The 23,381-nt window shown below is 69.1% G+C and carries 27 protein-coding genes; 20 read left to right on the top strand and 7 right to left on the bottom strand.

The window, feature by feature from the left end; translation table 11 throughout:
• Positions 1 to 187: 187 nt before the first annotated feature.
• Positions 188 to 1,531, bottom strand: a complete 1,344-nt coding sequence (locus C4U03_RS06880; RefSeq protein ID WP_235017682.1) for a cytochrome P450 — start codon at positions 1,529 to 1,531, stop codon at positions 188 to 190.
• 208 nt (positions 1,532 to 1,739) lie between these two features.
• Here C4U03_RS06880 and C4U03_RS06875 point away from each other — a divergent pair, with 208 nt between their 5' ends.
• Both C4U03_RS06875 and C4U03_RS06870 read left to right on the top strand, forming a co-directional pair.
• Positions 1,740 to 2,495: a Mut7-C RNAse domain-containing protein gene (locus tag C4U03_RS06875; protein WP_268817491.1), complete on the top strand. Its 756-nt coding sequence runs from the start codon at positions 1,740 to 1,742 to the stop codon at positions 2,493 to 2,495.
• Between the two features lie 170 nt (positions 2,496 to 2,665).
• The gene (locus C4U03_RS06870; protein ID WP_103936775.1) at positions 2,666 to 3,112 is read left to right on the top strand and encodes a nitroreductase/quinone reductase family protein; all 447 of its coding nucleotides are present in this window, start codon (positions 2,666 to 2,668) and stop codon (positions 3,110 to 3,112) included.
• A 94-nt stretch (positions 3,113 to 3,206) separates the two neighbouring features.
• On the opposite strand, the gene argS is transcribed toward C4U03_RS06870, so the two are convergent.
• Positions 3,207 to 4,931 (bottom strand): arginine--tRNA ligase, encoded by a 1,725-nt coding sequence (argS, locus tag C4U03_RS06865; protein WP_103936774.1) that lies wholly within the window; start codon positions 4,929 to 4,931, stop codon positions 3,207 to 3,209.
• Positions 4,932 to 5,937: 1,006 nt separating this feature from the next.
• Between argS and C4U03_RS40285 the strand changes: the two genes are divergently transcribed.
• A complete protein-coding gene (locus tag C4U03_RS40285) occupies positions 5,938 to 6,114 on the top strand; it encodes a hypothetical protein (protein WP_160146915.1) in 177 nt (58 codons plus the stop codon).
• 710 nt (positions 6,115 to 6,824) lie between these two features.
• On the opposite strand, the gene C4U03_RS06860 is transcribed toward C4U03_RS40285, so the two are convergent.
• From C4U03_RS06860 to C4U03_RS06850, 3 genes are all read right to left on the bottom strand, one after another.
• On the bottom strand, positions 6,825 to 7,535 hold the full coding sequence (locus tag C4U03_RS06860) for a histidine phosphatase family protein (protein WP_103936773.1): 711 nt from the start codon (positions 7,533 to 7,535) through the stop codon (positions 6,825 to 6,827).
• A 144-nt stretch (positions 7,536 to 7,679) separates the two neighbouring features.
• Positions 7,680 to 8,456 (bottom strand): type I 3-dehydroquinate dehydratase, encoded by a 777-nt coding sequence (gene aroD, locus C4U03_RS06855; RefSeq protein ID WP_103936772.1) that lies wholly within the window; start codon positions 8,454 to 8,456, stop codon positions 7,680 to 7,682.
• A 140-nt stretch (positions 8,457 to 8,596) separates the two neighbouring features.
• A complete protein-coding gene (locus C4U03_RS06850; protein WP_103936771.1) occupies positions 8,597 to 9,004 on the bottom strand; it encodes a YchJ family protein in 408 nt (135 codons plus the stop codon).
• Positions 9,005 to 9,180: 176 nt separating this feature from the next.
• Here C4U03_RS06850 and C4U03_RS06845 point away from each other — a divergent pair, with 176 nt between their 5' ends.
• The 3 genes from C4U03_RS06845 to C4U03_RS06835 all read left to right on the top strand — a co-directional run bounded on the left by C4U03_RS06845 (position 9,181) and on the right by C4U03_RS06835 (position 10,475).
• The gene (locus C4U03_RS06845; protein ID WP_103936770.1) at positions 9,181 to 9,519 is read left to right on the top strand and encodes a DUF6191 domain-containing protein; all 339 of its coding nucleotides are present in this window, start codon (positions 9,181 to 9,183) and stop codon (positions 9,517 to 9,519) included.
• Positions 9,520 to 9,866: 347 nt separating this feature from the next.
• A complete protein-coding gene (locus C4U03_RS06840) occupies positions 9,867 to 10,067 on the top strand; it encodes a hypothetical protein (RefSeq protein ID WP_146087275.1) in 201 nt (66 codons plus the stop codon).
• A 6-nt stretch (positions 10,068 to 10,073) separates the two neighbouring features.
• Positions 10,074 to 10,475: a type II toxin-antitoxin system VapC family toxin gene (locus tag C4U03_RS06835; RefSeq protein WP_103936768.1), complete on the top strand. Its 402-nt coding sequence runs from the start codon at positions 10,074 to 10,076 to the stop codon at positions 10,473 to 10,475.
• A 382-nt stretch (positions 10,476 to 10,857) separates the two neighbouring features.
• On the opposite strand, the gene C4U03_RS42930 is transcribed toward C4U03_RS06835, so the two are convergent.
• On the bottom strand, positions 10,858 to 11,238 hold the full coding sequence (locus tag C4U03_RS42930; protein ID WP_407701415.1) for a GIY-YIG nuclease family protein: 381 nt from the start codon (positions 11,236 to 11,238) through the stop codon (positions 10,858 to 10,860).
• Positions 11,239 to 11,359: 121 nt separating this feature from the next.
• Here C4U03_RS42930 and C4U03_RS39795 point away from each other — a divergent pair, with 121 nt between their 5' ends.
• The 3 genes from C4U03_RS39795 to C4U03_RS06825 all read left to right on the top strand — a co-directional run bounded on the left by C4U03_RS39795 (position 11,360) and on the right by C4U03_RS06825 (position 14,009).
• Positions 11,360 to 12,163 (top strand): hypothetical protein, encoded by an 804-nt coding sequence (locus C4U03_RS39795; protein WP_146087274.1) that lies wholly within the window; start codon positions 11,360 to 11,362, stop codon positions 12,161 to 12,163.
• A gap of 32 nt (positions 12,164 to 12,195) precedes the next feature.
• A complete protein-coding gene (locus C4U03_RS39790; RefSeq protein ID WP_146087273.1) occupies positions 12,196 to 12,816 on the top strand; it encodes a hypothetical protein in 621 nt (206 codons plus the stop codon).
• A gap of 533 nt (positions 12,817 to 13,349) precedes the next feature.
• Positions 13,350 to 14,009, top strand: a complete 660-nt coding sequence (locus tag C4U03_RS06825) for an HAD family hydrolase (protein WP_103936767.1) — start codon at positions 13,350 to 13,352, stop codon at positions 14,007 to 14,009.
• Here the strand turns inward: C4U03_RS06825 and C4U03_RS06820 are convergent.
• Entirely contained in the window at positions 13,990 to 15,258 is a 1,269-nt protein-coding gene (locus C4U03_RS06820; RefSeq protein ID WP_103936766.1) for a serine/threonine-protein kinase, read from the bottom strand. The genes C4U03_RS06825 and C4U03_RS06820 overlap by 20 nt on opposite strands.
• A gap of 505 nt (positions 15,259 to 15,763) precedes the next feature.
• Here C4U03_RS06820 and C4U03_RS06815 point away from each other — a divergent pair.
• The 11 genes from C4U03_RS06815 to C4U03_RS06770 all read left to right on the top strand — a co-directional run bounded on the left by C4U03_RS06815 (position 15,764) and on the right by C4U03_RS06770 (position 23,201).
• Positions 15,764 to 16,090, top strand: coding sequence for a hypothetical protein (locus C4U03_RS06815; RefSeq protein WP_103936765.1), 327 nt, complete (start codon positions 15,764 to 15,766; stop codon positions 16,088 to 16,090).
• A 26-nt stretch (positions 16,091 to 16,116) separates the two neighbouring features.
• The gene (locus C4U03_RS06810; protein WP_146087272.1) at positions 16,117 to 16,296 is read left to right on the top strand and encodes a hypothetical protein; all 180 of its coding nucleotides are present in this window, start codon (positions 16,117 to 16,119) and stop codon (positions 16,294 to 16,296) included.
• Between the two features lie 50 nt (positions 16,297 to 16,346).
• Positions 16,347 to 16,721, top strand: coding sequence for a hypothetical protein (locus C4U03_RS06805; protein WP_146087271.1), 375 nt, complete (start codon positions 16,347 to 16,349; stop codon positions 16,719 to 16,721).
• A gap of 95 nt (positions 16,722 to 16,816) precedes the next feature.
• Positions 16,817 to 17,545 carry a GntR family transcriptional regulator gene (locus tag C4U03_RS06800; RefSeq protein WP_103936762.1) on the top strand — a complete coding sequence of 243 codons (729 nt, stop codon included), beginning with the start codon at positions 16,817 to 16,819 and terminating at the stop codon, positions 17,543 to 17,545.
• 106 nt (positions 17,546 to 17,651) lie between these two features.
• Positions 17,652 to 17,999, top strand: coding sequence for a hypothetical protein (locus C4U03_RS06795; RefSeq protein ID WP_327372391.1), 348 nt, complete (start codon positions 17,652 to 17,654; stop codon positions 17,997 to 17,999).
• Positions 17,950 to 18,099 carry a hypothetical protein gene (locus tag C4U03_RS42785; RefSeq protein ID WP_327372389.1) on the top strand — a complete coding sequence of 50 codons (150 nt, stop codon included), beginning with the start codon at positions 17,950 to 17,952 and terminating at the stop codon, positions 18,097 to 18,099. The genes C4U03_RS06795 and C4U03_RS42785 overlap by 50 nt, the downstream gene beginning before the upstream one ends.
• The gene (locus tag C4U03_RS06790; RefSeq protein ID WP_103936761.1) at positions 18,099 to 18,416 is read left to right on the top strand and encodes a hypothetical protein; all 318 of its coding nucleotides are present in this window, start codon (positions 18,099 to 18,101) and stop codon (positions 18,414 to 18,416) included. Before C4U03_RS42785 ends, C4U03_RS06790 begins: the two co-directional genes overlap by 1 nt.
• 87 nt (positions 18,417 to 18,503) lie before the next feature.
• On the top strand, positions 18,504 to 19,970 hold the full coding sequence (locus C4U03_RS06785) for an FtsK/SpoIIIE domain-containing protein (protein WP_235017680.1): 1,467 nt from the start codon (positions 18,504 to 18,506) through the stop codon (positions 19,968 to 19,970).
• Positions 19,967 to 21,631, top strand: coding sequence for a replication initiator (locus C4U03_RS06780; RefSeq protein ID WP_103936760.1), 1,665 nt, complete (start codon positions 19,967 to 19,969; stop codon positions 21,629 to 21,631). The genes C4U03_RS06785 and C4U03_RS06780 overlap by 4 nt, the downstream gene beginning before the upstream one ends.
• Positions 21,628 to 21,825, top strand: a complete 198-nt coding sequence (locus C4U03_RS06775; protein WP_235017679.1) for a helix-turn-helix transcriptional regulator — start codon at positions 21,628 to 21,630, stop codon at positions 21,823 to 21,825. The genes C4U03_RS06780 and C4U03_RS06775 overlap by 4 nt, the downstream gene beginning before the upstream one ends.
• Entirely contained in the window at positions 21,822 to 23,201 is a 1,380-nt protein-coding gene (locus tag C4U03_RS06770) for a tyrosine-type recombinase/integrase (protein ID WP_200827080.1), read from the top strand. The genes C4U03_RS06775 and C4U03_RS06770 overlap by 4 nt, the downstream gene beginning before the upstream one ends.
• Positions 23,202 to 23,381 lie beyond the last annotated feature (180 nt).

The raw sequence follows: 23,381 nt of genomic DNA, 5'->3' as shown, positions 1-23,381 counted from the left end.
CCCGGCTGGTGCCGATCGCGTAAGACCCGACCGTCCGCCGGACGGCCAGGCAGCGTGAGCCAGGAATCCCCCGGCCTCAGCCGTAGGAGCAGTCAAGGTTCGCAGTCGGCATCCGGCAGGCGGCATGGAACGCCGCCGAACGGCCCCGGGAACGCGGATCGTTCGCCGCGTTCCCGGGACGAGAACGTCAGGACCGCTGCCGGAGCAGCGCGCGCACGAGGCGGGACAGGGTGGACCGGGAGACGGTCCCCGCGGCCGGCCCCTCGGCCTCGGCCCTCGGCTCGTCACCCGTGGCGGGGACGGGGGCCTGTGGCGGAAACTCCCGGAGCCGGAACCGCACCGGCAGCGCGCGCAGCCCCCGCATGATCGGCGAGGCCCGCCAGGGCAGCTGGTCGGCGGGCAGCGCCAGTTCCAGCCCGGCCATCCGCTCGAACAGCCGCTCCACGGCGATCGTCACGAGCGTGGTGGCCAGCTCGTCGCCCGGACACTGGTGCGGGCCCGCGCCCCAGGCCAGATGGGCGCGGGAGCTGTGCACGGAGGAGGGATCGAGGGCCTGGGCGAAGCGGGGGTCGGCGTGCGCGGCGGCCACCGAGAGCATGACCGGGTCACCGGCCATGATGACGGTGCCGCCGAGGACGGTGTCGGCGGTCGCGAACCGCAGGGTCAGGTTGTTGTTCGCGGGATTGGCCATCGCCGCCCGGTTGACCGTCTCGCGGACCATGCCGCCGGCCAGGCTGGCCCGGGCCGCGGTGTTCCCGACGATCACCTCGACGATGGTGTTGCAGATCAGCGAGCCGGTCAGGTCGCCGACGACGCCCAGCAGCATGCCGATCTCGGCGGCGAGCTGCTCCACCGGCAGGTCGGCCCGGGCGGCCAGCATGGCGGAGGTCAGGTCGTCGCCGGGCTGCTGCCGCTTGGCGACGATGACCTCGGTGAGCATGGCGGCCAGCCGGGCCGTCGCCTCCGGGGCGTCGGGGCCGGCGTCCGTCACCCGCCACATGTCCATGAGCGCCTCTTCGGTGCCCACCCCGAAACCGATCAGCCGGTTGCACACCATGAGCATCAGCGGCCGGACGTACTGCGCCGACAGGTCGGCCCAGCCGCTCTGCCCGCTCTCGGCCAGCAGCGAGAGGAGCTCGTCGGCGTACCGGCGCACCTCCTCCTCCAGGAGGCGGGCCTGCGGCTGTGACCGGTCCTGGAACGGCCGCAGTGCCGCCGACCACATCTCACGGAATTCGGCGTGCTCCCTGCCCTCGGAGTAGGAGACGCCACGGCTCGCGTAGGTGGGCCGCAGCGGCCAGTCGGCCGGAACCTCCCCCTTGCCGAAGGCGGGCCAGTCGTCCGGATTCTTGCTCCATATCCCGCGGTCGTTGCGCAGTACCTCCAGCACCTCGGCGTAGCCGAGCACCAGCCAGACCGGTACGCCCAGCAGGTCCACCGGGGCCACCGCCCCGTACTTGCCGCGCAGCCGCTCGTACACCAGGGCGGGGCGGGAGTCGAAGTCACGGGTCAGCAGGGTTTCGGCCGTCATCGACGCGAGGGGACGGCTCGCGGGGGTGGACTCATGGGTGTGGATCTGGGGGTCCATGGCTTCTCTCGATCGTCGGCTGTCGCTCCACGGGCGGCCGGCGCGGGGGTGAGGCGGACGCGACCTGCCCGTGTCCGGAAACTGTAGAGACTCTGAACGCCGATATGTCCGAAAATGCTTTTCCTGTCTGGGACGTGGCAGGCTTACGGACGTGGAGACTCCGGATGTGACGCTGCGCCTCGACTCCCGGCTGAGCCTGTTCCTGCCCGCCGGGCGCCGCCGGGAGGCCCAGCGGGTGGCCCCCGACGGGACGTCCACGCTCGGGCATCTGGTGGAGTCGCTGGGCGTGCCGCTGCCGGAGGTCGGGCCGATGACGGTGGACGGCGCGCCGGTCGGGCCGTCCTACCAGCCCGCGGCCGGGGAGACGGTGGACGTGGCGGCCGTGCCGCGTCCGCAGCCGGTGCCGCTGGAGCCGGGGCAGCACGCGCCGCGGTTCCTGCTGGACGTGCATCTGGGCACGCTGGCCCGGCGGCTGCGGCTGCTCGGCCTGGACACCGCCTACCACAACGACATGGACGATCCGTCTCTGGTGGAGCAGGCCAACCGGGAGCGCCGCGTCCTGCTGACCCAGGACCGCGGCCTGCTGCGGCGCCGCGCGCTGTGGCTGGGCGCCTATGTGCGCGGCGCCCGGCCGGACGACCAGCTCCGCGACATCCTCGAACGCTTCGCGCCGCCGCTGCGCCCCTGGACCCGCTGCACCGCGTGCAACGGTGAGCTGGCCCCGGTCGACAAGGCCGACGTCGAGACCCTGCTGCAGGTCGGCACCCGGCGCAGCTACGACGTGTACGGCCGGTGCGTGGACTGCGGCCAGGTCTACTGGCGCGGCGCCCACGGCGACCATCTGGCGCGGATCGTCGACTCCGCCCTGGCCACGGTGACCGCCGCCCGCGGCGACTCCAGCGCCTGACGACACCCGCTGCGAGCACCCGCCGGTTTCCGTCTTCGGAGAGGGCCGGGACGCCCATGCTGGATCGCCGTTCCAAACAGAGAGCAGTGCTCTTGACGCCGCCCCCGGTCTGTTGTTCAATGCTCTCAAGAGAGAGCACTGCTCTCGCAACATCGAGCCCGGGAGTACTCATGACCGCCGGTTCCCGCTACGTCGAGGCGGGCAGGTCCGCCGCCGTCTTCAACAAGATCGCCGGCTGGCTGACCAAGCACGGGATCAGCCTGTTCGGCAGCCGCATGCTGTACGTGCGGGGCCGCAAGAGCGGGCAGTGGCGCGGCAACCCCGTCAACCCGCTCACCATGGACGATGCGCGCTACCTGGTCGCCCCGCGCGGCCACACCCACTGGGTGCGCAACCTGCGCGCCGCCGACGGCAAGGGCGAGCTGCGCCTTGGCCGCCGGGTCGAGCCCTTCACCGCCACCGAGGTCGCCGACGCCGACAAGCCCGCGATCCTGCGCGCCTACCTCAAGCGCTGGAAGTGGGAGGTCGGCGCCTTCTTCGAGGGCGTCGACGCCGACGCCTCCGACGAGGAACTGCTGCGCATCGCCCCCGGCTATCCCGTCTTCAGGCTCCGGTGACCCCGTTCCGGCAACGATGCCCTCACCAGGACATGCGACCGACCCCGGACGGGACGCGGACGGCCGGTGGTGTCCGGGGCCGCCCGCGTCGGGGTCACATCTGGTCGGGGCTCTCGATGCCGAGCAGGCCCAGGCCCAGCTCCAGCGTCCGGGCCGTCAGGTCGCACAGCACCAGCCGGCTGGTACGCACCTCGCCCTCGGCCTGCAGCACCGGGCACTTCTCGTAGAACGAGGTGAACGCGCTGGCCAGGCCGTACAGATACTGCGCCAGCCGGTGGAACTCCAGGTTCTGCGACACTTCGGCGATCAGGCCCTCGAAGCCCAGCAACTGCAGCGCCAGCGCCCGCTCGGCGGGCTCGGCGAGCACCGGCGCGCCGGCGTCCCGGGGCGGCTCGACGCCGCCCCTGCGGAAGATCGAGCAGATCCGGGCGCGGGCGTACTGCAGGTACGGCGCGGTGTTGCCGTCGAACGAGAGCATCCGGTCGTAGTCGAAGACGTAGTCCTTGACCCGGTCGGTGGACAGGTCGGCGTACTTGACCGCGCCGATGCCGACCGCCCGCGCGACGGCGGCCCGGGTGTCGGCGTCCAGGTCCGGGTTCTTCTCGGCGATGATCGCGCTGGCCCGGGACACCGCCTCGGCCAGCAGGTCGACCAGCTTCACCGAGGCGCCCGCCCGGGTCCGCAGGATCTTGCCGTCACTGCCCAGCACGGAGCCGAAGCCGATGTGCTCGGCCCGCGCCGGCGGGGCCAGCCAGCCCGCCTCCCGCGCCGTCTGGAACACCATGCCCAGGTGCATCTGCTGCGGCAGGCCCACCACGTACAGCAGCCGGGTGGCGTGCAGCTTGCGCAGCCGGTGCCGGATGGTGGCCAGGTCGGTGGCGGCGTAGCCGAAACCGCCGTCGGACTTACGGACGATCAGCGGCAGCGGGTCGCCCTCCCGGCCGGTGTACCCGGCCGGGAAGACGCACTTGGCGCCCTCGCTGTCGCGCAGCAGCCCGAGGTCGGCCAGCTCGTCGACGACCGACTCCAGCTGGTCGTTGTAGTGGCTCTCGCCGAAGAAGTCATCGGGGCCCAGCGTGGCGCCCAGCAGGTCGTAGACCGCCAGGAAGTACTTCTGCGACTCGTTGATCAGCATCTGCCACAGCCGCAGCGTGGCCTCGTCGCCGCTCTGCAGCAGCACCACCCGCCTGCGGGAGCGCTCCTGGAAGGACTCGTCGGCGTCGAACTTGCGCCGGGCGGCCTGGTAGAAGGCGTTCAGGTCGCCGACCGACAGCTCGTGGGCGGCCTCGGCCTCGCCGATGTCGAGCAGGTGCTCGACCAGCATGCCGAACGGGGTGCCCCAGTCACCCAGATGGTTCTGCCGGATCACGGTGTGACCCCGCCACTGCAGCAGACGCACCACGGCGTCGCCGATGATGGTCGAGCGCAGGTGCCCGACATGCATCTCCTTGGCGGCGTTGGGCGCGGAGTAGTCGACCGTGACGGTCTCGGCGGCCTCGACAGGGCGCACCCCGAGCCGTTCGTCGGCGGCGACCTCGGCCAACAGCCGGCCGAGCGCGTCGTCGGCGAGGGTCAGGTTGATGAACCCGGGGCCGGAGATCTCCACCTTGGCGCACAGGTCGTCCAGCTCGGCCCGCTCCACTACGCGGGCGGCGATGTCCCTGGGGTTGCCGCCGATCCGGCGGACGAGGGCCAGTGCCGCGTCGGACTGGTAGTCCGCATGCTGCGAGCGGCGGATCGCGGGATCCACCGGGTCGCCGGCCACCGCCTCGAACGCCGGCGCCAGCCGCCGGCGGAGCAACTCCTCTAGGTCTGCCACACTCGAAAACTACCGAGCGGTCCGGTCGGTGTCCAATCGGTTTGCCGGGTCTGACCAGCCAACTCGCCCGCCGGGACGGCCCCGGCGGAAGGGCCGCCGGGCGCCCGGCGGCCGGCGCGTCACCGGCGCCGGAATATCGCGTTCCCGGATCCACCGACGAACGGGTCCGATCGGGGCGCGAAAACGTGCCCGCGGGGACACCTCGGCCCCCGCCGGGACGCCCCCGCGACCTCGGTACGGCGCCGCCGGCCGGATTCTCCGAAAACCGGCGAGTAAAGGCCCGCTTCGTTTCCGCCATTGTGGAAAATCCGTCGCCCGCCGGCTCCGGAAGGCGATGTCCGCGCCGCGATGAGCCGGACGGGGGCCGCCGCCACTTCGCCGCCACGAGGGCGGGCCGTGTCCGCAGAACCCGGCCACACCGAGCAGATGCGGCGGGACGCCGCCTCGCGCCGCGTCCACGGCGGTCGATGTGTGCCGGTCATTCGCCGGGGCGCGCGGCGTACGGGTAAAGAAGCCGTTCGGGCGGCGTCACCATTTTTGCGATGTGGCGATACTGGCTACCGACTCCTCCGGGCATTGCGAGATATCCGTACAATCCGGAAGCTCCCAGGTGCCCGCCGAGCCCGGCGAGCGAGCCGCCTGCGAAGGTCACCGGCTTCGCCGACCGCCGTTATGAGCCGGCCGAGGTCACCCGGCTGCGGGAGGCGGTCCGGCTGAGCCGGGCCGAGCCAGATCCGGCGGGAGCGCGGGGCCGCCGCGCTGGTCGCCGAGGGACCGTCCGACCGCCGGATCGCCGAGCGGCTCACCAGCGCCAAGCGCACCGCCGACACCCACATCGAGCACCTCCCGGCCAAGCATGGGCCTGCCGTCGCGCTCGGATCGCCGCCTGGATCACCCGGCACCGTTCCGGGCGGGGGAGTGGGTCTCGTCGCCGCGGTTGCCCGCACCGGACCGGGACATTACTCTTCGTGTTCACAGTGTCGCTCATTGCAAGGGGGGTGCGGAGATGGAGGTCGCCGAACGGACCGGGCGGCCCGGCTGGGCCGGCAAGCCGCTGCGGCAGCTGAGCGTTGGGGAGCTCACCGAGGCGCTGGTCTACCTGGAGGAGTGCGAACCGGCCGACGACGCGCTCAGCCGCGCCCTGGCCGCCCAGCTCGCCGAGCGCACGGCCGCCGTGTGCTGACGGCCGTGCCGGTTGAGCTGGTGAGCCGGTTGGACCGGGAGGCGCCCACCGCCTGCGCGGCGGGTGCTTCGCGCAGGTCGGTGCCGGTTGATGCGTGCGGGTTGCGGACCGCGGTGACGTTTTCGGGACGCGTGACGCTGAGATAGGTGTTGGCGGGGCGCTCGCAGCGGCTCGGACCGAGCCGTTGCGAGGAGGGGAGTGGCGCCCCGCCAACCCTGCGGTCAGCGATGCGTCCATCACAGCCCGCATTGACAAGTTACTACTGCGGTTCACTTCACGGGAGCGGACCGGTGGTTTTGGTGCACCGACCACGCATATTGAACGTTGCAGTGATCCGCCCATATCGACCTGGCGCGCCCATTTCCCCTCCGGTCAACCATCGATCGGACCACGGTCAACCCGCACGGTCCGGCATCGGCGGGCAGGGGCGGCTTTTCAGCACCGGCACAAAGCCCGACCATCGGATAGGCGTGAAAGCGGTGGCCGACGTGTCCGAATGCACTGCCCGCGGCGCCGTGCGGGGGTCGCGGTTACGGCGTACCCGCACCGCGAAATGCCACCGGGGCCTGGCCATTACCGAGGAGACGGCCGATGCCGAAGCCCGCTTGCGAGATGGCCGGCGAATTCGCCGGCCATGAGCGGCGGGCGTGCCATTCGAGCCCGCCCGCCCACTCGGCCGGACGGCGGACGGCGGACGGCGGACGGCCCGGTCAGGTCAGCGGCGCCGCGGACGCTTCGAGCGCCCCGTCGATATGGGCGGTGTCGTTGTAACGCCGGACGGTCCACCGCCCGTCCAGCACGACCAGATGCGAGATCGAGGCGTTGTCGGCCCCCAGGAACGCGAACGGCCGGGACCGGGCGGCCAGCGCGAGCGCCTGGGCGATGAAGGCGCCGTGCGTGAACACCGCCAGCCGCTGCCCGGCGTGCGCCGCCGCCAGCCGGTCGATCACCTGCCGGACCCGGCGGGCGAACGCCTCGGCCTCCTCGGCCCCCGGGATGACGTCCCAGCGCTCCTCGGCGAACAGCCGCAGCGCCACCGGATCGTTCTCGGCGACCTTCACCCGGAACAGCCCGCCCTCCCAGGACCCGAGGTGCACCTCGCGCAGGTCGGGCTCGACGCGGGAGACCAGGCCGAGAGCCCGTGCCAGCGGCTCGGCGGTCTGCGAGGTACGGCGCAGCGAGCTGACGTAGACGGCGTCGATGTGCTCACCGGCCAGCCGCCGGCACACCTGGACGGCCTGCTCGCGCCCCTCCGGCGCGAGCTCCGGGTCCCCCTGCCCGTCTACCAGGGGGAACGGCTCGCCCGGCCGGAACGCCTGCGAGGCGCCGTGCCGAACGAGCAGCACCTCGGTGGCGCCGGGCGGTGGCGCGAACCGTGACTGGCGGTAGACGCGTTCTGCGGACTCGTCGGCGGGATTCACGGCTGGCAGCCTAACCACCCGCCGTCTCCGGCCGGCCCTGAGGTGCCGGTCCCCGCACAAGCCGGTCTCGCCATCCCGGCGCGACCGCTCCGTATCCACCCCGTGCCCGCCTTCTCCCAGAGCGACGACCCGGGGGAACAGGGCTCACCCCGCCTGTTCCAGCAGCCTCAGCGCGGTGTGCAGGTCGTCCACGTCGATCTGGCCCGGTGCGGAGGGCGTGCCGACCATGCCGAACGTCGCCGCCGAGCCGAAGACCCGTCCCGCCAGCCGGGACACCACGCCCAGGCCCCCCATGGACATGGTGATCAGCGGGCGGTCGGCGTGCTCCTCGTGCATGGTGCGGGTGGCGTCCAGGAGGGTCAGCACGTCGGCGGCCGAGTGCGGCATCACGGCGATCTTGCAGATATCGGCGCCCAGCCGCTGCATGGCCCGCAGCCGTCCGACGATCTCCTCCTTGGCCGGCGTCCCGGCGAAGTCGTGGTTGGAGGCGATGACGAACACCCCGCACGCATGGGCGGCGGAGAGGACCCGCTCCACCACGTCTCGCCGACGCTCGCATTCCACGTCGACCAGGCCCACCGTCCCGGACTCGGCGACGGCGATGTTGAGCTCCCCGTAGGCCTCGTCGTCGATCTCCGCCTCGCCGCCCTCGGTCGTGGTGCGGCAGGTGAACAGCAGCGGTTTCCCGCCCAGCCGCTCGGTGAGCATGCGCGCGGCGGCCACCACGGCGGCGGTGTCGGCGAGGGCCCCGAAGTGGTCGGCCCGCCACTCGACCACGTCGACGGGACGGCCGGTCAGGGCGTCCGCCTGCGCCCGCAGCCGCTCTGGCGTGTCACCGGTGATCGGCACCAGGATCTTGGGGCTGCCCTCCCCGATCACCACGCCGTCGACCACCACGGTCCTGATCGTCCTGTCGGCCATCGCGTCCTCTCCGCTCGGTGCCGTGGGACCAGCGCTCGCGCACGCGGCCGAGCGGCACGCCGTGGCCGGTGACCGGCCTGAACGAGGCGGCTCCCCGGTGATACATCATCGATGTCCCCACGGGGGCCAGGGCCCGCCGGTCAGCTCACCTCGCCGCCCAGGTAGACCCAGGCGCCCTGGTGCCTCACGAAGCGGCTGACCTCGTGCAGCTCCCCCCTGCGCCCATCCTGCGTGTAGTGGGCGCGGAACTCCACCGTCCCCTTGGTGCTGAGCGGCCCACCATCGCTGCTGTTCAGCACCTCCAGCCGTTCCCACCGAAGCCCCGGATCGAAGTCCACCCGGGCCGGCCGGGTCGCCGGATGCCAGCTCCTGATCAGGTAGCCGGCGTCCTGCACCGCGAAGGCACTGAACCGTGACCGCATGAGCTGCTCGGCGGTCGCAGCCTGCGCCTCACCCCGATGAAGCCGCCCACAACAGTCCTGGTAAGCCTCCGACGACCCACAGGGACAGGACTGCACGGACCGGGAACGAGCACGACGCTTGGCCATGACCCCATTGTGGGTCGCCCGCCCAAGGGCAGGGGCGCCGCTCCCTCATCGGTGCACTCCATCCCAAGATCATCAGGCCGTGGCCGGTGGCCGAGAGACGCCGGTGGCGTTCGGCAGAGCCCATCTGCCCGTCGCTCCGAGCGGAACGATCACTGGACCTGACATGTTGCGGAGACATGACCGTCCTCCTTGGGATCATGGGCGTCGTGTCCATACCGGGCGTGGTCCTGCTGTTGTTCGGGCTTGCCGTGATCGACCGGATCGGATCGGCGGCCAATCGGCGCCTGCGCCTGCCGTGGCGCAGATCAGAGGACGGACGGCCGTTGGCCGCTGCGGGGATCGACGAGTTGCACGCGCTCTACTACGCCGCCAAGCGCCACGAACTGGACCAGCGCCAGACCTCGTTGATGCTGCGCGAGGAGGAGGGCGACGGCGCGCCCCCCAGAAGCAAGGTCGATCTGGACACCGGCACCGCCGTTATCCGGATGCCGCCACCGGCACGTCATAACGGCTGACCACCACCGAAAACGAACAGGGCTCGGCCCAGCGCCCGGCTGTGTACACGTAAAACCCCGGTGCCAAGCGTTCCGCCTGGTCAACCGGGGTTCAGATTGATCTTGAAGGGTGCCCCCTGCAGGATTCGAACCTGCGCACACGGCTCCGGAGGGCGCTGACCCGTCCAGGGCCAGCTATAGGGCTGACCTGCATGATCTTGGCTCTGCTGATGGGAGCTCACCTCCGCTGTTCCGTACATGTTCCGGATCTTGCTATGTCCGTGTGATGGCATCGCTGGAGCGGCGATAATTGTCAGTGACGGGTCGTAGGGTGATCTCCTGACAAGCGCCAACCCATGGAGGTGACGGTGACGACGGGCAGCGCAGAGTATGCGGCCGAGCCTCCGCAGGGTGGTTCGGTGTCGCTCGATGAGCTGGCGCGTCGCAAGGGTGTGCGTCCGGTCCGGTCCGCTGATGATCTTGTGCAGGACGGTGTGTTCGACTCTGATGAGGAGTTGGACGCTTTCCTCGAACACGTCGCGGCGGAGCGCCGGGCGGATCTAGCCTGATCACTTATGGATCGGGTGGTCCTCGATACTGACGTAGCTTCGCTGAGCCTCAAGCGCCGCGTGCCCTCGCCGGTTATGACGCGCTTGATCGGCAAGCAGCCCTGCATCACGTTCATCACCCTCGGTGAGCTGACCCAGTGGGCCGAACTGCGCCAGTGGGGCCGCCGCAACCGTGAGGCTCTGGACCATTGGCTGAACGGCGTGATCGTCCTCCCGTACACCGATGACGTGGCGGTCACCTGGGGCCGTATCTCCGCCGCCGCGATCCGCCGTGGCCGCCCCCGACCGGCGAACGACTCCTGGATAGCCGCCTGCGCCCTCGCCTACGGCCTGCCGCTGGCAACCTTGAACGCCAAGGACTTCGAGGACTTTGCCGCACACGAGGGCCTGCACCTGATCACGTCCTGACCGCGCCACCGTGCACGCCCGGTCCAGAGTGCTTGGCCGCGCGAACGGCGAGACGTTGTGACAGGCAGGGCCGCGCGGCCGAGTGCTCTGGCGCGCAGGGGTCTGGGGACGGCGGAGTCCCCAGGGTCACGCTCGATGAGCCTGGCGACAATGTACGGCGTCAATGCTGCCTGCGGCCCGGCGGTTCGCCGCCCGGGGACCGGCGCCCACGCCGCACGCGCCGGGCGGCGTGGCCGGCGGGCCGCAGCGGCGGCGCGCAGCGCCGCCGCTCTTGATCCCAAAAAGCACAATTCGGCAGTAGGTCTATGGCTCCGTGAAGTAAAAGCCGCAAGCCCGCCCACCAGCACTTGGTCCAGGGCTCGGGGTACTCAATCCAGCACACCTAGGCGTTCTCTGCAATCCACGCGGTGAGAGTGGCCTCCCCGGCTTTGCCGAACGTCATTCGCTGCCCACTGCCGACACGCCGTAGCTCTAGTCCGAGCAGGCAGCCAAGGGTGAGCCGGAGTGTGGAGCCAGCAGCGTTGCCACGGAAGTGGTAGCGCACCCGCTTGCGGAGGTTCTGAGTGCTGGTCCTTGTTGCCATCCGCCGCGGAGCGATGCCGACGTACAGGAGTCGACTGGAGGACAAGCCCGCGAACGGTGCCGTCCGGAAGTGCCATCCGTACACCCCTGGCCCAGCAGGTACAGGCGAGGGGCGCACGATGACCTCCGTCGCTGACCAAAGCCGCTCCGGGCTGGTCAGCGCTGTAGCGAAGACATCCATGATCGGTTCCAGCTCGTATCGCTCGTCTGGCATGCCTGCACTGTAGGGCTTCCGGTGGTGGTCACCGCAAATTTCGTTTAAAGTGTCCTAGCTGCTGGAGTGTCCCCGGGCTGGAGCATCAATGAACCGCGCCGATTTGGCAATAGTGATATCACTTATAAGTACATCAATTACAGCAACTGGTGTTGCATGGCAACTAGTCCTGTATCGACTTTCGGGGGCTCGGCTCCAGGTTCGCCTCATTCCGGCAGCGATTGACATCCATGAGACGGTCGTCAGTGGTCCTGACAAGGGATGGTCCGACTTGCCGCTTCGGGGGCTTCAAAAATGGAAAGTTGATGTTTCCAAAATTCAAGTCACCAACATAGGAAGAACTGCGGTATCAGTCTCAGCGATGTCCCTTGACATTAAAGGGGTTTACCCTTTTCGCCGAGGGCGCTTCACTATAAGCGGACTTCCGGTTCCGGTTCGTGGTGGAAATAAGGATGAGGTGATTCGCCTGGAGGCGGGTGCTACTGCGAATATGTATTTTGATTTCTGGCCGCTCATTGAAGAGGCGAAAAAGCGTCAGGCTGACAATGGCAAATCGGGGGCTATTTATATTAGAGGTTCAGTGCTTCCTGCGGGCCGCCGGGCTTGTCGGTCCTCCTGGCGTAAGCGCTGGAAAATTCTACCCGAGCAGAGGGTATTGCGGCGTGACGAAACGGTCACAAGGGAGTTGAACGCATATCGAACTCTCTGGAGCCATCTACATCGAGACCCTGAGAAGTTCGGGCTAGTAGGTGCTGCATGGTATAGCCTGATTCCGGAACTTAAGGGAGAGATATCGCTTGCTAAAGTGAAAGAACACCTTGAGCCTTTGCTCGGGCCTACCCATCACATCATAGCTCATGATGTTTATAGCGCGCTGAGTGAACCGGAGTAAAATCGAGAGATGTAAAGTGAGGTGGGCATGAAGTGAGCGTACGACGGGAGTTGGGCGATGATCCCTATTCGAGCGTTTCAGGTGTCCAGTTTTTGGATCAGCAGCTTGATTCGCTAGATGGACGCCTAACTCGCATCAGTGCGCAGACCGACAAACTCTCATCACTACAAATTGCTGCTTGGGAGTTGATTCCTGCGTCGAGCAGTCTCGCTAAGAGTATTAGGCAGTTGATTGGGGAGGGTTATCTTCTATCTGCATCAGTGCTATTTCGGCCCCTAATTGAGCGGGTGGCCACTCTATCCTATCTAGCCCATAACCCTGCGGCATTGGTCCTTTGGAGATCCGGGTGGCCGCATGGCAAACGACCCAGCTTGCGCACGCGACTGGCAACCCTAATTCCGGGCGCGAATGACGATGTAATTAAAGAATTTGTCGCCGCGGTATCGAAATATAACAGCCTTGTTCATGGTGATCCACTCGCTGCACTGCAAAACGTCTTGAGTGTGTCAGAGGTTGGACGAGAATATGCAATCGATCGCGACTACTTGTCTCCCGGGAGGGCGCATTATATTGCCTTTGAGGCGGGACTTGCCATCGTGTTTCTGTCGGTGGAGATCGACTCCATATTTCCTGCGATTGGCGCTAAGGGTTGATTGGGGTGCAGGAAGTGTCAAGGCTGCCTTGTGCTCAAAGCTGGACGGTTTCGGACTTGCGCGGGGGCGGGGCCTCGTAGCTTGGTGTGGCGGACGGGCTGGCGCTGCCGCCTGCCCGCATTGGCCCGTCGCGAGGCTCCGCGCGGGGTCCTCACGCAAGGCGGGAGCCGGTCAGCGGCACCGACGCTCAACTCCAGGCGCTCAGCCACCCGGTGGCCGGAGCGTTACGTGCGGCTAAGAGTGGCCGGGACCGGTCTGGTCTGCGGGCGAGCCGACTGGTTTTTGCCCGGCGGCCGGTGTGCCCTCAGCTAAGCCGGTCGCCGTGGTGCCGAGTCGACCGCCCGTGCGGCCCGCTGGTCGGGCCGCCTTGAAGACGTACAAGACGTGCAGAAAGTCTGCACAACTCTGGTCCCGATTTCCGAGTGCAGTTCGAGGTCACTAAAGGGCACTCGGGCGGGTCGGCGGCAGCTCAGCCGGTGTTGACGAGTAGGGCCAGATGGTCGCTCCGGGGGCTGGCTCGTAGGCTGTCCTGCATGATCCGGGCTGTGGTGTTCGATGTGGGTGAGTGTCTGGTCAACGAGACCAGGGAGTATGGGACCTGGGCGGATTGGTTGGGGGTGCCTCGGCACACGTTCTCGGCGGTGTTCGGGGCGGTGATCGCTCGGGGGTTGGACTACCGGGAGACGTTCCAGGTGTTCGCGCCGGGGTTCGACCTGACGGAGCAGCGGGAGAAGCGGGCCGAGGTGGGGCAGGCCGAGTGGTTCGGTGAGGATGACCTGTACCCGGATGCGCGGCCGGCGCTGGCCGAGTTGCAAGAGGCCGGCCTGTGGGTGGGGATCGCGGGTAATCAGACGGTGCGGGCGGGTGGGATCCTGCGGGATCTGAAACTGCCGTGCGACATGTTGGCCACGTCCGATGACTGGGGGGTGGCCAAGCCTGATCCGGCGTTCTTCGGGGCGGTGGTCCGGGAGGCGCCGTGTGAGGCGGGCGAGATCCTGTATGTGGGGGATCGGCTGGACAACGACATCCGGCCCGCGGTGGCGGTGGGGTTGCAGACGGCGCTGATCCGCCGGGGTCCGTGGGGGATCATTCAGCAGGACGACCCGGAGGCGGACCGGTTGCCGACGATGCGGATCGATTCTCTCACGGAGCTGCCCGGCCGGATCGCGGAGTTCAACGCTTCAGAGCGCTGAGGGTGGTCTGCCACCCGTAGAGGCGGTCGTCCAGGTGGCGCACGCATTCGTGGTCGGCCCACGGTTGCAGGTCTCGCCGGACGTCGAGGATGCGGTCCATGCCGGTGGCGTACCAGGTGCGTGCCAACTGGTCGAGGGCCTCTTCCGCGCGGGCGCATGCGGCCTCGGGGTTGTTGGCTGCGACCTCGACGGCGGCCAGGTCGCCGAGGACGACGCTGCGCTGTTTGGCAGAGTCGGTGGGGAGTTCCTTTAGGACCTTGGTCAGGGTTTCGCGGGCCTGTGGGATGTGGCCGGCCTTGAGTTCGGTGTTGCCCTTGAACGCTGCGAGGCGGACGGGTGAGAACCAGTCGAACCAGTCCGGTGAGGTGTTCTCGTTGCCTGCGGTGATGACCTCTTCCCCGTGGGCGATCAGTCGCAGCGCCTCGCGGGTGTGGCCGCAACGGGTTTCGCACTCGGCCTCGACGGCGTCCAACCATGCGAGGAACTCGGCGGAGGCGGGGCCTCGGCGCACGTAGGTGCGGGCGGCGCGCATGCGTTCGGCGGCCTCTTCGCGGCGGCCCGCCCAGCCGGGGACGAACGCGGCGTGCGCGAGGATGGCGGCGCCTAGTAGTGCCTCGTCGGCTTCTCCGGCGGCCTGGAGCGCGCGGACGAACGTCTGATCGGCCTCCTCGGGCTGGCGGAGATCGAAGAACTCGATGCGTCCGGCCAGTAGCAGGGACTCGGCCAGAGCAGTGGCCAGTACCCGGCGGGCCACTCCGGTGGTCTCCGACAGCAGTTGCGTGCCCAACCGGGTGTGCTCCACCACGGCGGGGTGCATCTGTGCGGGCTGGACGCTCCAGTACAGACGCCGGTAGGCCACGGTGATGGTCGCGTAGTCGGCGCCTACCGTGTCGGGCTGGACGGCGACCGCGGCCTTGGGCAACGGTAGTGCGGCACCACTGCCGTACTGGGCCGGCTGGGGGCCTGTCGCCGGGGCTGCTCCCTGGGGCGGCATGTCCCACGGCGGGGTGAAACCAAGCTGCTCGATCGGCATTTGCAGCACGTGAACGATGAGCCGCTGGTGATCGGCTCGGGGCCACGGCGGGGAAGCCGACTCCCAGCGCCGGACCTGCCGGGCGCTGACCTCGATGTGGCCGAGTCCCAGCGTGGTCGCTGCTCGGGTGAGGGCATCGGCGAACGCCTGTTGCGAGGCGTACCCGGCGTGCTGCCGGGCGGCCTTGAGCCGCGCGTTCCCTGTCGGTCGAACCATCGGACATAACCTCCAGACGAGTAGTTAACGGCCACATCCTAACCATTGAGATGCCTCTCAGAGGACTCTCGGCTCAATCTTGCCGCATACTCGGCCTCTAAACGTCCTCTTTAAGTCCTATAAGCGGCCTTCAAGTGGCCCGGGATGGCCTCCAAGCTTGGTCCATCAACTCGGATGGGCTGACGGCACCTAGCGAGGTCGGATGAACGACAGGCAAGCCGCCACGGACTGTCCCGCCTGCCGCGGCCGTGGCTGGAAGTTGGTCTCTTCCAGTCGGGGCCTGCTGGTTCGGCGGGTGAAGGGCGATGACCCGGACCCGGGGTTCCGCCGGATGCCGTGTTCGTGGTGCGCGGGTCCGCAGCGGGCTGCGGCGGCCTGATTGGGCTGCGGGGCCGGCGGCGTGGTGGATGGTCGGCGCGGCAAGTGACTCCTTCGGTTAGCCGTACCTGGAGGGGAGGCCATCGGCTCACGTCGCCGGTCTCGCTTTGTTTGAGGGGAGTGGGCGGTGGGTTTTGATCGGGCGCGGTTGGAGGCGGCGGCCGTGCGGGCGGCGTTCGGGCCTCGCCGGTTGCATCTGGTGGCGTTGGACGGGGTGTTGTGCGGGCGGCGGGAGTTGGTGTGCGGGATCGCTGCGCGGGACGGCGGTCCGGTGCTGGATGTGGCCGTGGTGGGGGCGGCGCATCGGATGGCGGAGGTCGGTTGTGACTACCTGCGTGGGGCGTGGGTGTTCGTCTGGGCCGGCAGCTCGGAGGTGATCGGACCGGTCACCGATCTGGAGGCGGTGGCCGATCGGGTGACGGCGGTGCTGACCGGGAACGGGGCGGCCCGGTGAGTGGGCGGGACGGGGCCGGTCCGGCCGTGGGTGAGGTGGGCGTGCAGGTGCTGTATCTGCGGGCGGTGATCCGGGTGTACGGGCCGTGGACGACGTCCCAGACGATCAGTGCGGACGAGCGGGCGTTGGCGGTGCGGCGGGTGCGTTACGCCGGTGACCTGCTGGCGGACCTGGAGGCCCAACTACCGCGTAACGAGGTGAGGTGATGGGGCGGGCCAGCGCGGCACGTGATGTCCGGCGGCTGTTGGAGGCGGGTTTGCGCATCCCTTACGCCGGGCCCGAGGGCATCGGGCGCACCGAACAGGCGCTCTGGGAGGTGGAGCGGCTGGCCGCCAGGTTGTCCCGTCGGCACGGTCGATTGCGGTTCTTGGGAATGCTGGCGGTCACCGTGCAACGCGGGGTGGGGGAACTGGCGCGGTTGACCGGCCGATCACCGGAGGACATCGCCGCCGAGCACACCGGGTTCTGCCCTGATCGCGGGCTGCGGGAGTGGATGGCCGAGGTCATGTCTGCCCCGGCCGGTGCCGCATGGTCGCCGCCTCCGGCGGATGCGCCGATAGATCCGGCCATGGCGCTGGTGCATCTGCACGTGACGGTGTGCCTGGCCCTGTGCTGTGCGACGGATCGGTGATCCTTCCTGTAGGGCCTGGTTGAACGTCCTGGTCGTGGGTGTGGGCGGGTGGCTAGTGTGGGGTGGTCGTGTTGTCGAGTGGTCGGGTGGTTTCGATGGCGGCTGGTGGCGCGTTCGTGCCGAAGTATGTGCAGATCGTGGAGACGCTGCGCCGCCGGATCAAGGACGGTACCTACCCGATCGGTTCCCGGCTGCCCTCGGAGGCCGATCTGGTCCGTGAGTTCGGCGTCTCCCGCCCCACCGTGGTGCGGTCCTTGCAGGAGATGGCCCTGCTGGGTGAGATCGAACGCGAACACGGCCGCGGCTCCTTCGTCAGGGCGGTCGCCGAGAACCGCGAGGAACGGCGGCCCGCCCTGGCGGTACTGGACCGGCAGGAGACCGACGACTCGGTCAAGGTCGTCCAGGTCGGTCCGGAGGCGGCCCCGGCCCGGGTGGCGGCCCGGCTGGGGGTGGTCGAGGGGGCGCGGGTGCATCTGCGCCGCTCGGTCGGTTTCTTCGACGCGCAGATACCCAGTGAGGTGGTGTCGCTATGGGCGCCCCTCGACGTGGCACGCTCGGCGGGCCTGGAGCAGGCGGGACCGCTGACCGTACCGTTGCGGCGGCTGCTGACCGCCGGCACCGGCGAACGACTCGCCCGCGTGGTCGAGACGCTCACCGCTCGTCACCCGGTCGGCCCGGAGACAGAGCTACTCGGCATCGCCGCCGATGAGCCGGTCCTCGGCGTGCTGGCCTCGGTCGTGGATGCCACCGACCGCGTGGTCCTGGTGGTGGAGGTCGTGCTGCCCGGCTCCCTGCACGACCTCGAAGACACCTACCTACTGTGACCCAAGTCACATAAACGACATCTTTCGGCTCGGCGGATGCCGCGTACTCTAGAGGTCAACTCGACAATACGAGTAGTCGAGAAGCGATCGAGTGGAGGTGGTGCGGATGGCGATCCAGGGACGTATCCCGGTGGAGTTCGGTCAGGTGTTCCCGCACGGGGTGTTCGCGACCGACGCGGCTCAGCCGTTGGAGAACTACGACACCAAGCGGCAGGAGACCGACAAGGAGACCGGTCTGCCGGTGTGGGTGGTGAACGTCTACGACGCTGACCCGGCGGCCAAGCACAAGGCGTCGGCGATCCGGGTGCGGGTGCTGGCCAAGGTGTGCCCGGTGCTGCCGGAGCCGGTGATGGGGCCGTTCCGCCCCGTGGAGTTCACCGGTCCGCCCCGTGGAGTTCACCGGCATGACCGTCACCCCGTACGTGGAGCAGGCCGGCAAGAACCCCAAGGGTGAGCCGATCACCCGGGTGGCCTACTCCTACCGGGCCACCGGTGTGCAGGCTCCCGGCGGCGCGGGCCGGGCCGCTCGTCCGGCCGGTAAGGACGCGGCCTGATGGGACGCTCGCGCATCTCGGTGAACGTCGATCTTCCCGGCCGTGACCCCAATGCCTCGATCACGCTGCCCTTGGACGAGCGGGCCAACTGCCGGGCCTTCTGCGTGACCCATCCGGAGGGAGCGGAACCGGTGCTGGCCATCTCCCACGGCGGCGTCAACGTGATGCTCACCCCGGACAAGCCGGGTCGGGTGACCGCCGGGGACGTCGCGACGGCTCGGGCACTGCTGGAGGCGGTCACCTCCTACGTCACCGACGTCGAGCGCCTGCACGACCAGAACGCACCCTCCTCCGGCGCGGGCCGGTCGGCGGTCTGACGAGCAGGGTGGGGCGGCTGGAGCTGGCACCTCCAGCCGCCCCGGTCTCTCTCCCCAAACCACAGCTCGAAGAGAGGTGATCAGCGTATGTCGTGGGAGTTCCGCAAGGTCAAGCCGGGTGAGAACGTGGCGGTCGAGGCGCAACGCGACCCGTTCGCCGCGCCCAAGTGGGCGCCTCCGGTGTGGCGCATGCCCGAGGGCCTGGTCCTGCTCGTCGGCCTGCTGCGCCTCCTGGCCCGGCTGCTGGCCTTCTGCGTCCGGCACCCGATCGCGGTCGGGGCGGCGGCCGGGGCCGGCTGGCTGGGCGTCCGCTACGGCTGGCACGTCCCCGCCCTGCTGGCCGTCCTGGCCGGGCTCGGCCTGGCCTCGTGGGCGGTGGCGGATCGGCCGTCGTTCGTGCGCTGGGTGGTGCGTCCGGTCCGGTCGCGGTGGCGGGGCTGGTGGGTGTACCGGCGGCACTGGCAACCGGTGCTCGTCACCGCCGGGCTGACCAAGATGCACCGGGGCCGGGAGTACCTGCCGACGCTGCGTACGGTCGTGGCGGGGCCGACGTCGGACCGGGTGCTCGTGGTCATGCTCAAGGGGCAGGCTCCCGATGTCTGGGAGAGGGCGGCGGCGAACCTGGCGCACGGCTTCGGCGCCACCCTGGTGCGGGTCCGTGACGGCGATCGGCCGGGGCGGGTGTGGCTGGAGTTCGTCCGCATCGACGCCCTGGCCTCCCCGCTCCCGGCGCTGCCACTGCTGGACGCGGCGGCGGTGGATCTGCGGGCGGTGCCGGTCGGACGCCAGGAAGACGGGTCGCCGTGGCGGCTGCGGCTGCTGGGCACGCATGTCCTGATCGCGGGCGCGACCGGCTCCGGCAAGGGGTCGGTGCTGTGGTCGGCGGTGCGCGGGGTGCTGCCGCTGATGGTCGCGGGGCTGGTCGAGGTGTGGGCGATCGACCCCAAGCGGATGGAACTGTCCTACGGCCGTGTGTTGTTCGAGCGGTTCGGCCGGTACTCCTCCGACCCGTCCGGCGGCATGGTCAAGCTCTTGGAAGAGGCCGCATCGGACATGAACGCGCGGGCGGAGGAGTTCGCCGGGCTGACCCGGTCGTTCGTGCCCACGGTGGAGCATCCGTTCCGGCTGATCATTGTGGATGAGCTGGCGTTCCTGACCGCCTACAGCCCCGAACGCGACCTGCGTAAGCGGGCGGAGTCGGCGTTGGCGGTGCTGACCACGCAGGGCCGGTCGGTGGGCTACTGCGTGATCGGGGCGCAGCAGGACGCGCGCAAGGAGGTCAACAACCTGCGCAACCTGTTCCCCGACCGGATCGCGTTGCGGCTGGACGAGGACGAGCAGGTGGACATGGTCCTCGGCGACGGGGCGCGCGATCGGGGCGCGCTGGCCGATCAGATCTCCAGCGTTCCGGAGATCGGCGCGGGGGTCGGGTTCGTGCGGTTGGAGAGTTGCCCGGACCCGGTGCGGGTGCGCGCGGCGTATGTCTCCGATGCCGACATCCGCGCCATGGTCGCTTGGGCCACGGGCGGTGTGGACGCGCGGGAGGTCGCGTGACCACCCCCAACCCCGGGCCGGTGAAGGTGCGGCCCCCGCTGGCCCGGGAGGTCGTCAAGGCCGTCGCCATCGAACACGGCGTGTGCATCCGGCCGGTACCGATGCGCCGGGTCAACCTGCACACCGGCGAAACCGAACGCATCGACGTGCCCTGCGGGCACACCCTCGCCTCGGTGTGCCCGACCTGCGCCGAACGCAAGCGCAAGCTCCGCGCGGTGCAGTGCGCCCAGGGCTGGCACCTCGACAGTGAGCCGGTGATCGAGCGGGCCGACCCGGATGCCGAACAGCGCTACCTGATCGAGTTGCGCGCCAAGGCCCAGGCCCGGCGGGATCGGGTCGAGGTCCACGGGCCGGACGACGGCGGGGACCTGGCGTTCTGGGATGGCCTCCTGGTCGAACTCGATCGGGAGATCGAGCGGGCGGGGGTGGCCGGCACCCTGCGCACCGGTGACCGCTCCCCACGTCGGGTGCGCTCGACCCGGCGGCGTCAGGATGTACCCGACCTGCCCCGGCGGCCGGTGGAGAACCGCACCGTCGGCCGGACCTTCCTCGGCCGTGGCGGCAGGACGTTCCGGCCGTCGATCTTCCTGACCCTCACCCTCGACAGCTACGGCAAGGTCAAGAGCGACGGGACGCCGGTCGATCCGACGACGTACGACTATCGGCGGGCGGCGCGGGACGCTGTGCACTTCTCCAAGCTGGTGGACCGGTTCGTGCAGAACCTGCGCCGGTTCGTCGGCTTCGACGTGCAGTACTTCGCCACCGTCGAACCCCAACGCCGCCTCGCCCCCCACCTGCACATGGCGATCCGCGGCACCATCTCCCGCGCGGAACTGCGTCAGGTGGCGGCGGCCACCTACCACCAGGTGTGGTGGCCACCCACCGACCGCATCGTCCACCCCAACGGGCGACTCCCGGTCTGGGACCCGGCAGCCCGAACCGGCGAGACAGACGGCGTCGAGGAGATCGGCGGCTACATCGACCGTGATACCGGCGCGGTCCTGCCCACCTGGGACGAGGCGCTGGACGCGATCAGCCAGGACGACGCGGCCGAACCCCTGCACGTGGCCCGGTTCGGCGAACAGGTCCACGCGGAGGGCGTGCTTGCGGACACGCCCGATGCGCGGCGCTGCATCGGCTACCTGACCAAGTACCTGATCAAAAGCGTCGCCGACTGCCACACGGCCGAGACCGACGCGCAGCGGGCACACGTCGAGCGACTGGCCGACGCGCTCCGCTACGAACCGTGCTCCCCGACGTGCGCGAACTGGCTGCGCTACGGCGTCCAGCCCAAAAACCCCCGGCCCGGCCTGGTCCCCGGCTTCTGCAAGGGCAAAGCCCACCGCCGCGAACACCTCGGCTACGGAGGCCGGCGCGTCCTGGTCTCCCGCCGCTGGTCCGGCAAAACCCTCGCCGACCACAAAGCCGACCGCAAGGCGTGGGTCCTGGCCCGCCTCGCGGAGGCCGGGATTTCGGCAACCCGGCCCGAGGACCCGAACGGCGTCTACGCCTGGGAGCGCGCCGGACCCGGCGACCCCGACGTCAGACCCCTGGACGAACGGCTCCTCCACCTGATCGACGAACGCCTACAGCGACGCGCCCAACTCGACCAAGCAACCCAGACGATCACTGAACTTTCGGCAATCCCGGAGGCAGCGTGACCGCGGACGATGACGAGTACATGACCGTTACCGAGTTCTTGGCCAAGATCGGCGGTGTCTCTCGCCGGACCTTCTACCGCTGGCGCGAACTGGGCATAGCTCCGGTCTGTCATCAGCTCCCGAATCGCGAGTTGCTGATTCGCCGTGACGATTTCCGGACCTGGATGGAATCCCTTCGGGAGGATGCGGCGTGAAGTCGAACAGGATTCGGTTCTGGGAGATTCGGCCGAACTATACCGAGAAGAGCGGTAAGCGTGTCGTCCGCTCGTACACGGTGCGTTGGACGGTGGCGGGTCGCGAGAAGTCCGAAACGTTCACGCGGAAGTCTCAAGCAGATCGTTTCCGGGGCCGGCTGATGTCGGCGGCCGAGCGGGAGCCGTTCGACGTGGAGACCGGCCTGCCCGACTCGATGCGGCGTGAGCGGTCGTCCATGACCTGGTACAAGCTGGCCTGCGCGTTCATTGACGACAAGTGGCCTCGGCTGGCTGCCAAGGGTCGTGTCTCGGTCGTTGAGGGCCTGATGGCGGTGACGCCCGTCCTGGTCAAGAGCCAGCGGGGCGCACCCGACCCGAAGACCCTCCGGCTGGCGTTGCGCAATTGGGCGTTCAACCCTCCTCGGCGGGAATCCGACAAGCCGGAGGAAATCGCGGCTGCCCTGCGGTGGCTGGAAAAGGCGTCGGTGCCCGTGTCCGCGCTCGAAGAGGCAAGGACGGTCGCGAAGGCTCTGGACGCCTGCGCGATGAACCTCAACGGAAAGCCGTCGAAACCGCAGTACTACCGGCGGCGTCGGCGCGGCTTCTACGGCGCGCTGAAGTACGCCGTCCGAGAGAAGCAACTTTCGGCAAATCCGCTCGACACCCCCGACGAGGTGGATTGGAAGCCGCCGGAGGTCGTTCACGCGATCGACCGGCGAAGGGTGCCCAACCCCGACCAGGTGGCCGCGCTCCTGGAAGCCGTCCGTCAAGTCGGCAAGACCCAAGGGCCTCGACTCGTGGCGCTCTTCGGCTGCATGTATTACGCCATGCTGCGGCCGTCTGAGGCGATCAACCTCCGCAAGGACGACTGCACCTTGCCCGCTGAGGGGTGGGGCCTGCTGGAGCTGGAAGAGGTCAAGTCGGCGGCCGGTAGGCGGTGGACGGACAACGGGGAAGTTCATGAGACGCGCGGGCTCAAGGGCCGTCCCAAGGACACGGTCCGCCGCGTCCCGATCCCGCCGGAGCTGGTCGAGCTGCTCCGGGAGCACATCGACACGTACGGGGCCGGGCTTGACGGCAGGCTGTTCCGCACCTACCGGGGCGGCGTCTACCAACCTTCGACCCTGTGGCGGGTGCTGAACCTGGCCCGGCAGAAGGCGCTGACGCCGAAGCAGGTCAAGACGCCCCTTGCCGGCAAGCCGTACGACTTCCGTCACGCGGGCGTCTCGTGGCGGCTGAACGCCGGTGTCCCGGCCGTCTACGTCGCCGAGTGGGCCGGCCACAGCGTGGAGGTCCTCCAACGGATCTACGCGCATTGCCTCGACGGTGACGACGGGCGATGGTTCCAACGGATGGACGCGGCCCTTGGCCGCTAGCCTGAGAGCCCCGGTTCCGTGCCGGGGCTCTTGTCGTTGGGCTGACCTGGGTCGATGCCCTGGATCCCGTTCCGGAAATATTCCGGGAACCATGACAGATCATGGCATCCGGTGGCGCATGGCTGCACACACACGAAACCCCGGTGACCACTGTCTCAGCAGGTCAACCGGGGTTCGGGC

The sequence above is a fragment of the Thermomonospora echinospora genome (genome assembly GCF_900108175.1).
GTDB lineage: Bacteria > Actinomycetota > Actinomycetes > Streptosporangiales > Streptosporangiaceae > Thermomonospora > Thermomonospora echinospora.
The sequence above is the reverse complement of the archived record's forward strand: the minus strand, read 5'-3'. Positions and strand labels throughout refer to the sequence as shown.

Excerpts from the sequence above, each read along its gene's own strand:
- C4U03_RS06795 (WP_327372391.1), top strand. The coding sequence starts at position 17,652 with ATGGCGATCCAGGGACGTATCCCGGTGGAGTTCGGTCAGGTGTTCCCG.
- C4U03_RS40285 (WP_160146915.1), top strand. The coding sequence starts at position 5,938 with ATGGAGGTCGCCGAACGGACCGGGCGGCCCGGCTGGGCCGGCAAGCCG.
- C4U03_RS06785 (WP_235017680.1), top strand. The coding sequence starts at position 18,504 with ATGTCGTGGGAGTTCCGCAAGGTCAAGCCGGGTGAGAACGTGGCGGTC.
- C4U03_RS06825 (WP_103936767.1), top strand. The coding sequence starts at position 13,350 with ATGATCCGGGCTGTGGTGTTCGATGTGGGTGAGTGTCTGGTCAACGAG.
- C4U03_RS39795 (WP_146087274.1), top strand. The coding sequence starts at position 11,360 with ATGAACCGCGCCGATTTGGCAATAGTGATATCACTTATAAGTACATCA.
- C4U03_RS06870 (WP_103936775.1), top strand. The coding sequence starts at position 2,666 with ATGACCGCCGGTTCCCGCTACGTCGAGGCGGGCAGGTCCGCCGCCGTC.
- C4U03_RS06790 (WP_103936761.1), top strand. The coding sequence starts at position 18,099 with ATGGGACGCTCGCGCATCTCGGTGAACGTCGATCTTCCCGGCCGTGAC.
- C4U03_RS06800 (WP_103936762.1), top strand. The coding sequence starts at position 16,817 with ATGGCGGCTGGTGGCGCGTTCGTGCCGAAGTATGTGCAGATCGTGGAG.
- C4U03_RS06845 (WP_103936770.1), top strand. The coding sequence starts at position 9,181 with ATGACCGTCCTCCTTGGGATCATGGGCGTCGTGTCCATACCGGGCGTG.
- C4U03_RS06835 (WP_103936768.1), top strand. The coding sequence starts at position 10,074 with ATGGATCGGGTGGTCCTCGATACTGACGTAGCTTCGCTGAGCCTCAAG.
- C4U03_RS06880 (WP_235017682.1), bottom strand. The coding sequence starts at position 1,531 with ATGACGGCCGAAACCCTGCTGACCCGTGACTTCGACTCCCGCCCCGCC.
- C4U03_RS06820 (WP_103936766.1), bottom strand. The coding sequence starts at position 15,258 with ATGGTTCGACCGACAGGGAACGCGCGGCTCAAGGCCGCCCGGCAGCAC.
- aroD (WP_103936772.1), bottom strand. The coding sequence starts at position 8,456 with ATGGCCGACAGGACGATCAGGACCGTGGTGGTCGACGGCGTGGTGATC.
- C4U03_RS42930 (WP_407701415.1), bottom strand. The coding sequence starts at position 11,238 with ATGGATGTCTTCGCTACAGCGCTGACCAGCCCGGAGCGGCTTTGGTCA.
- C4U03_RS42785 (WP_327372389.1), top strand. The coding sequence starts at position 17,950 with ATGACCGTCACCCCGTACGTGGAGCAGGCCGGCAAGAACCCCAAGGGT.
- C4U03_RS06850 (WP_103936771.1), bottom strand. The coding sequence starts at position 9,004 with ATGGCCAAGCGTCGTGCTCGTTCCCGGTCCGTGCAGTCCTGTCCCTGT.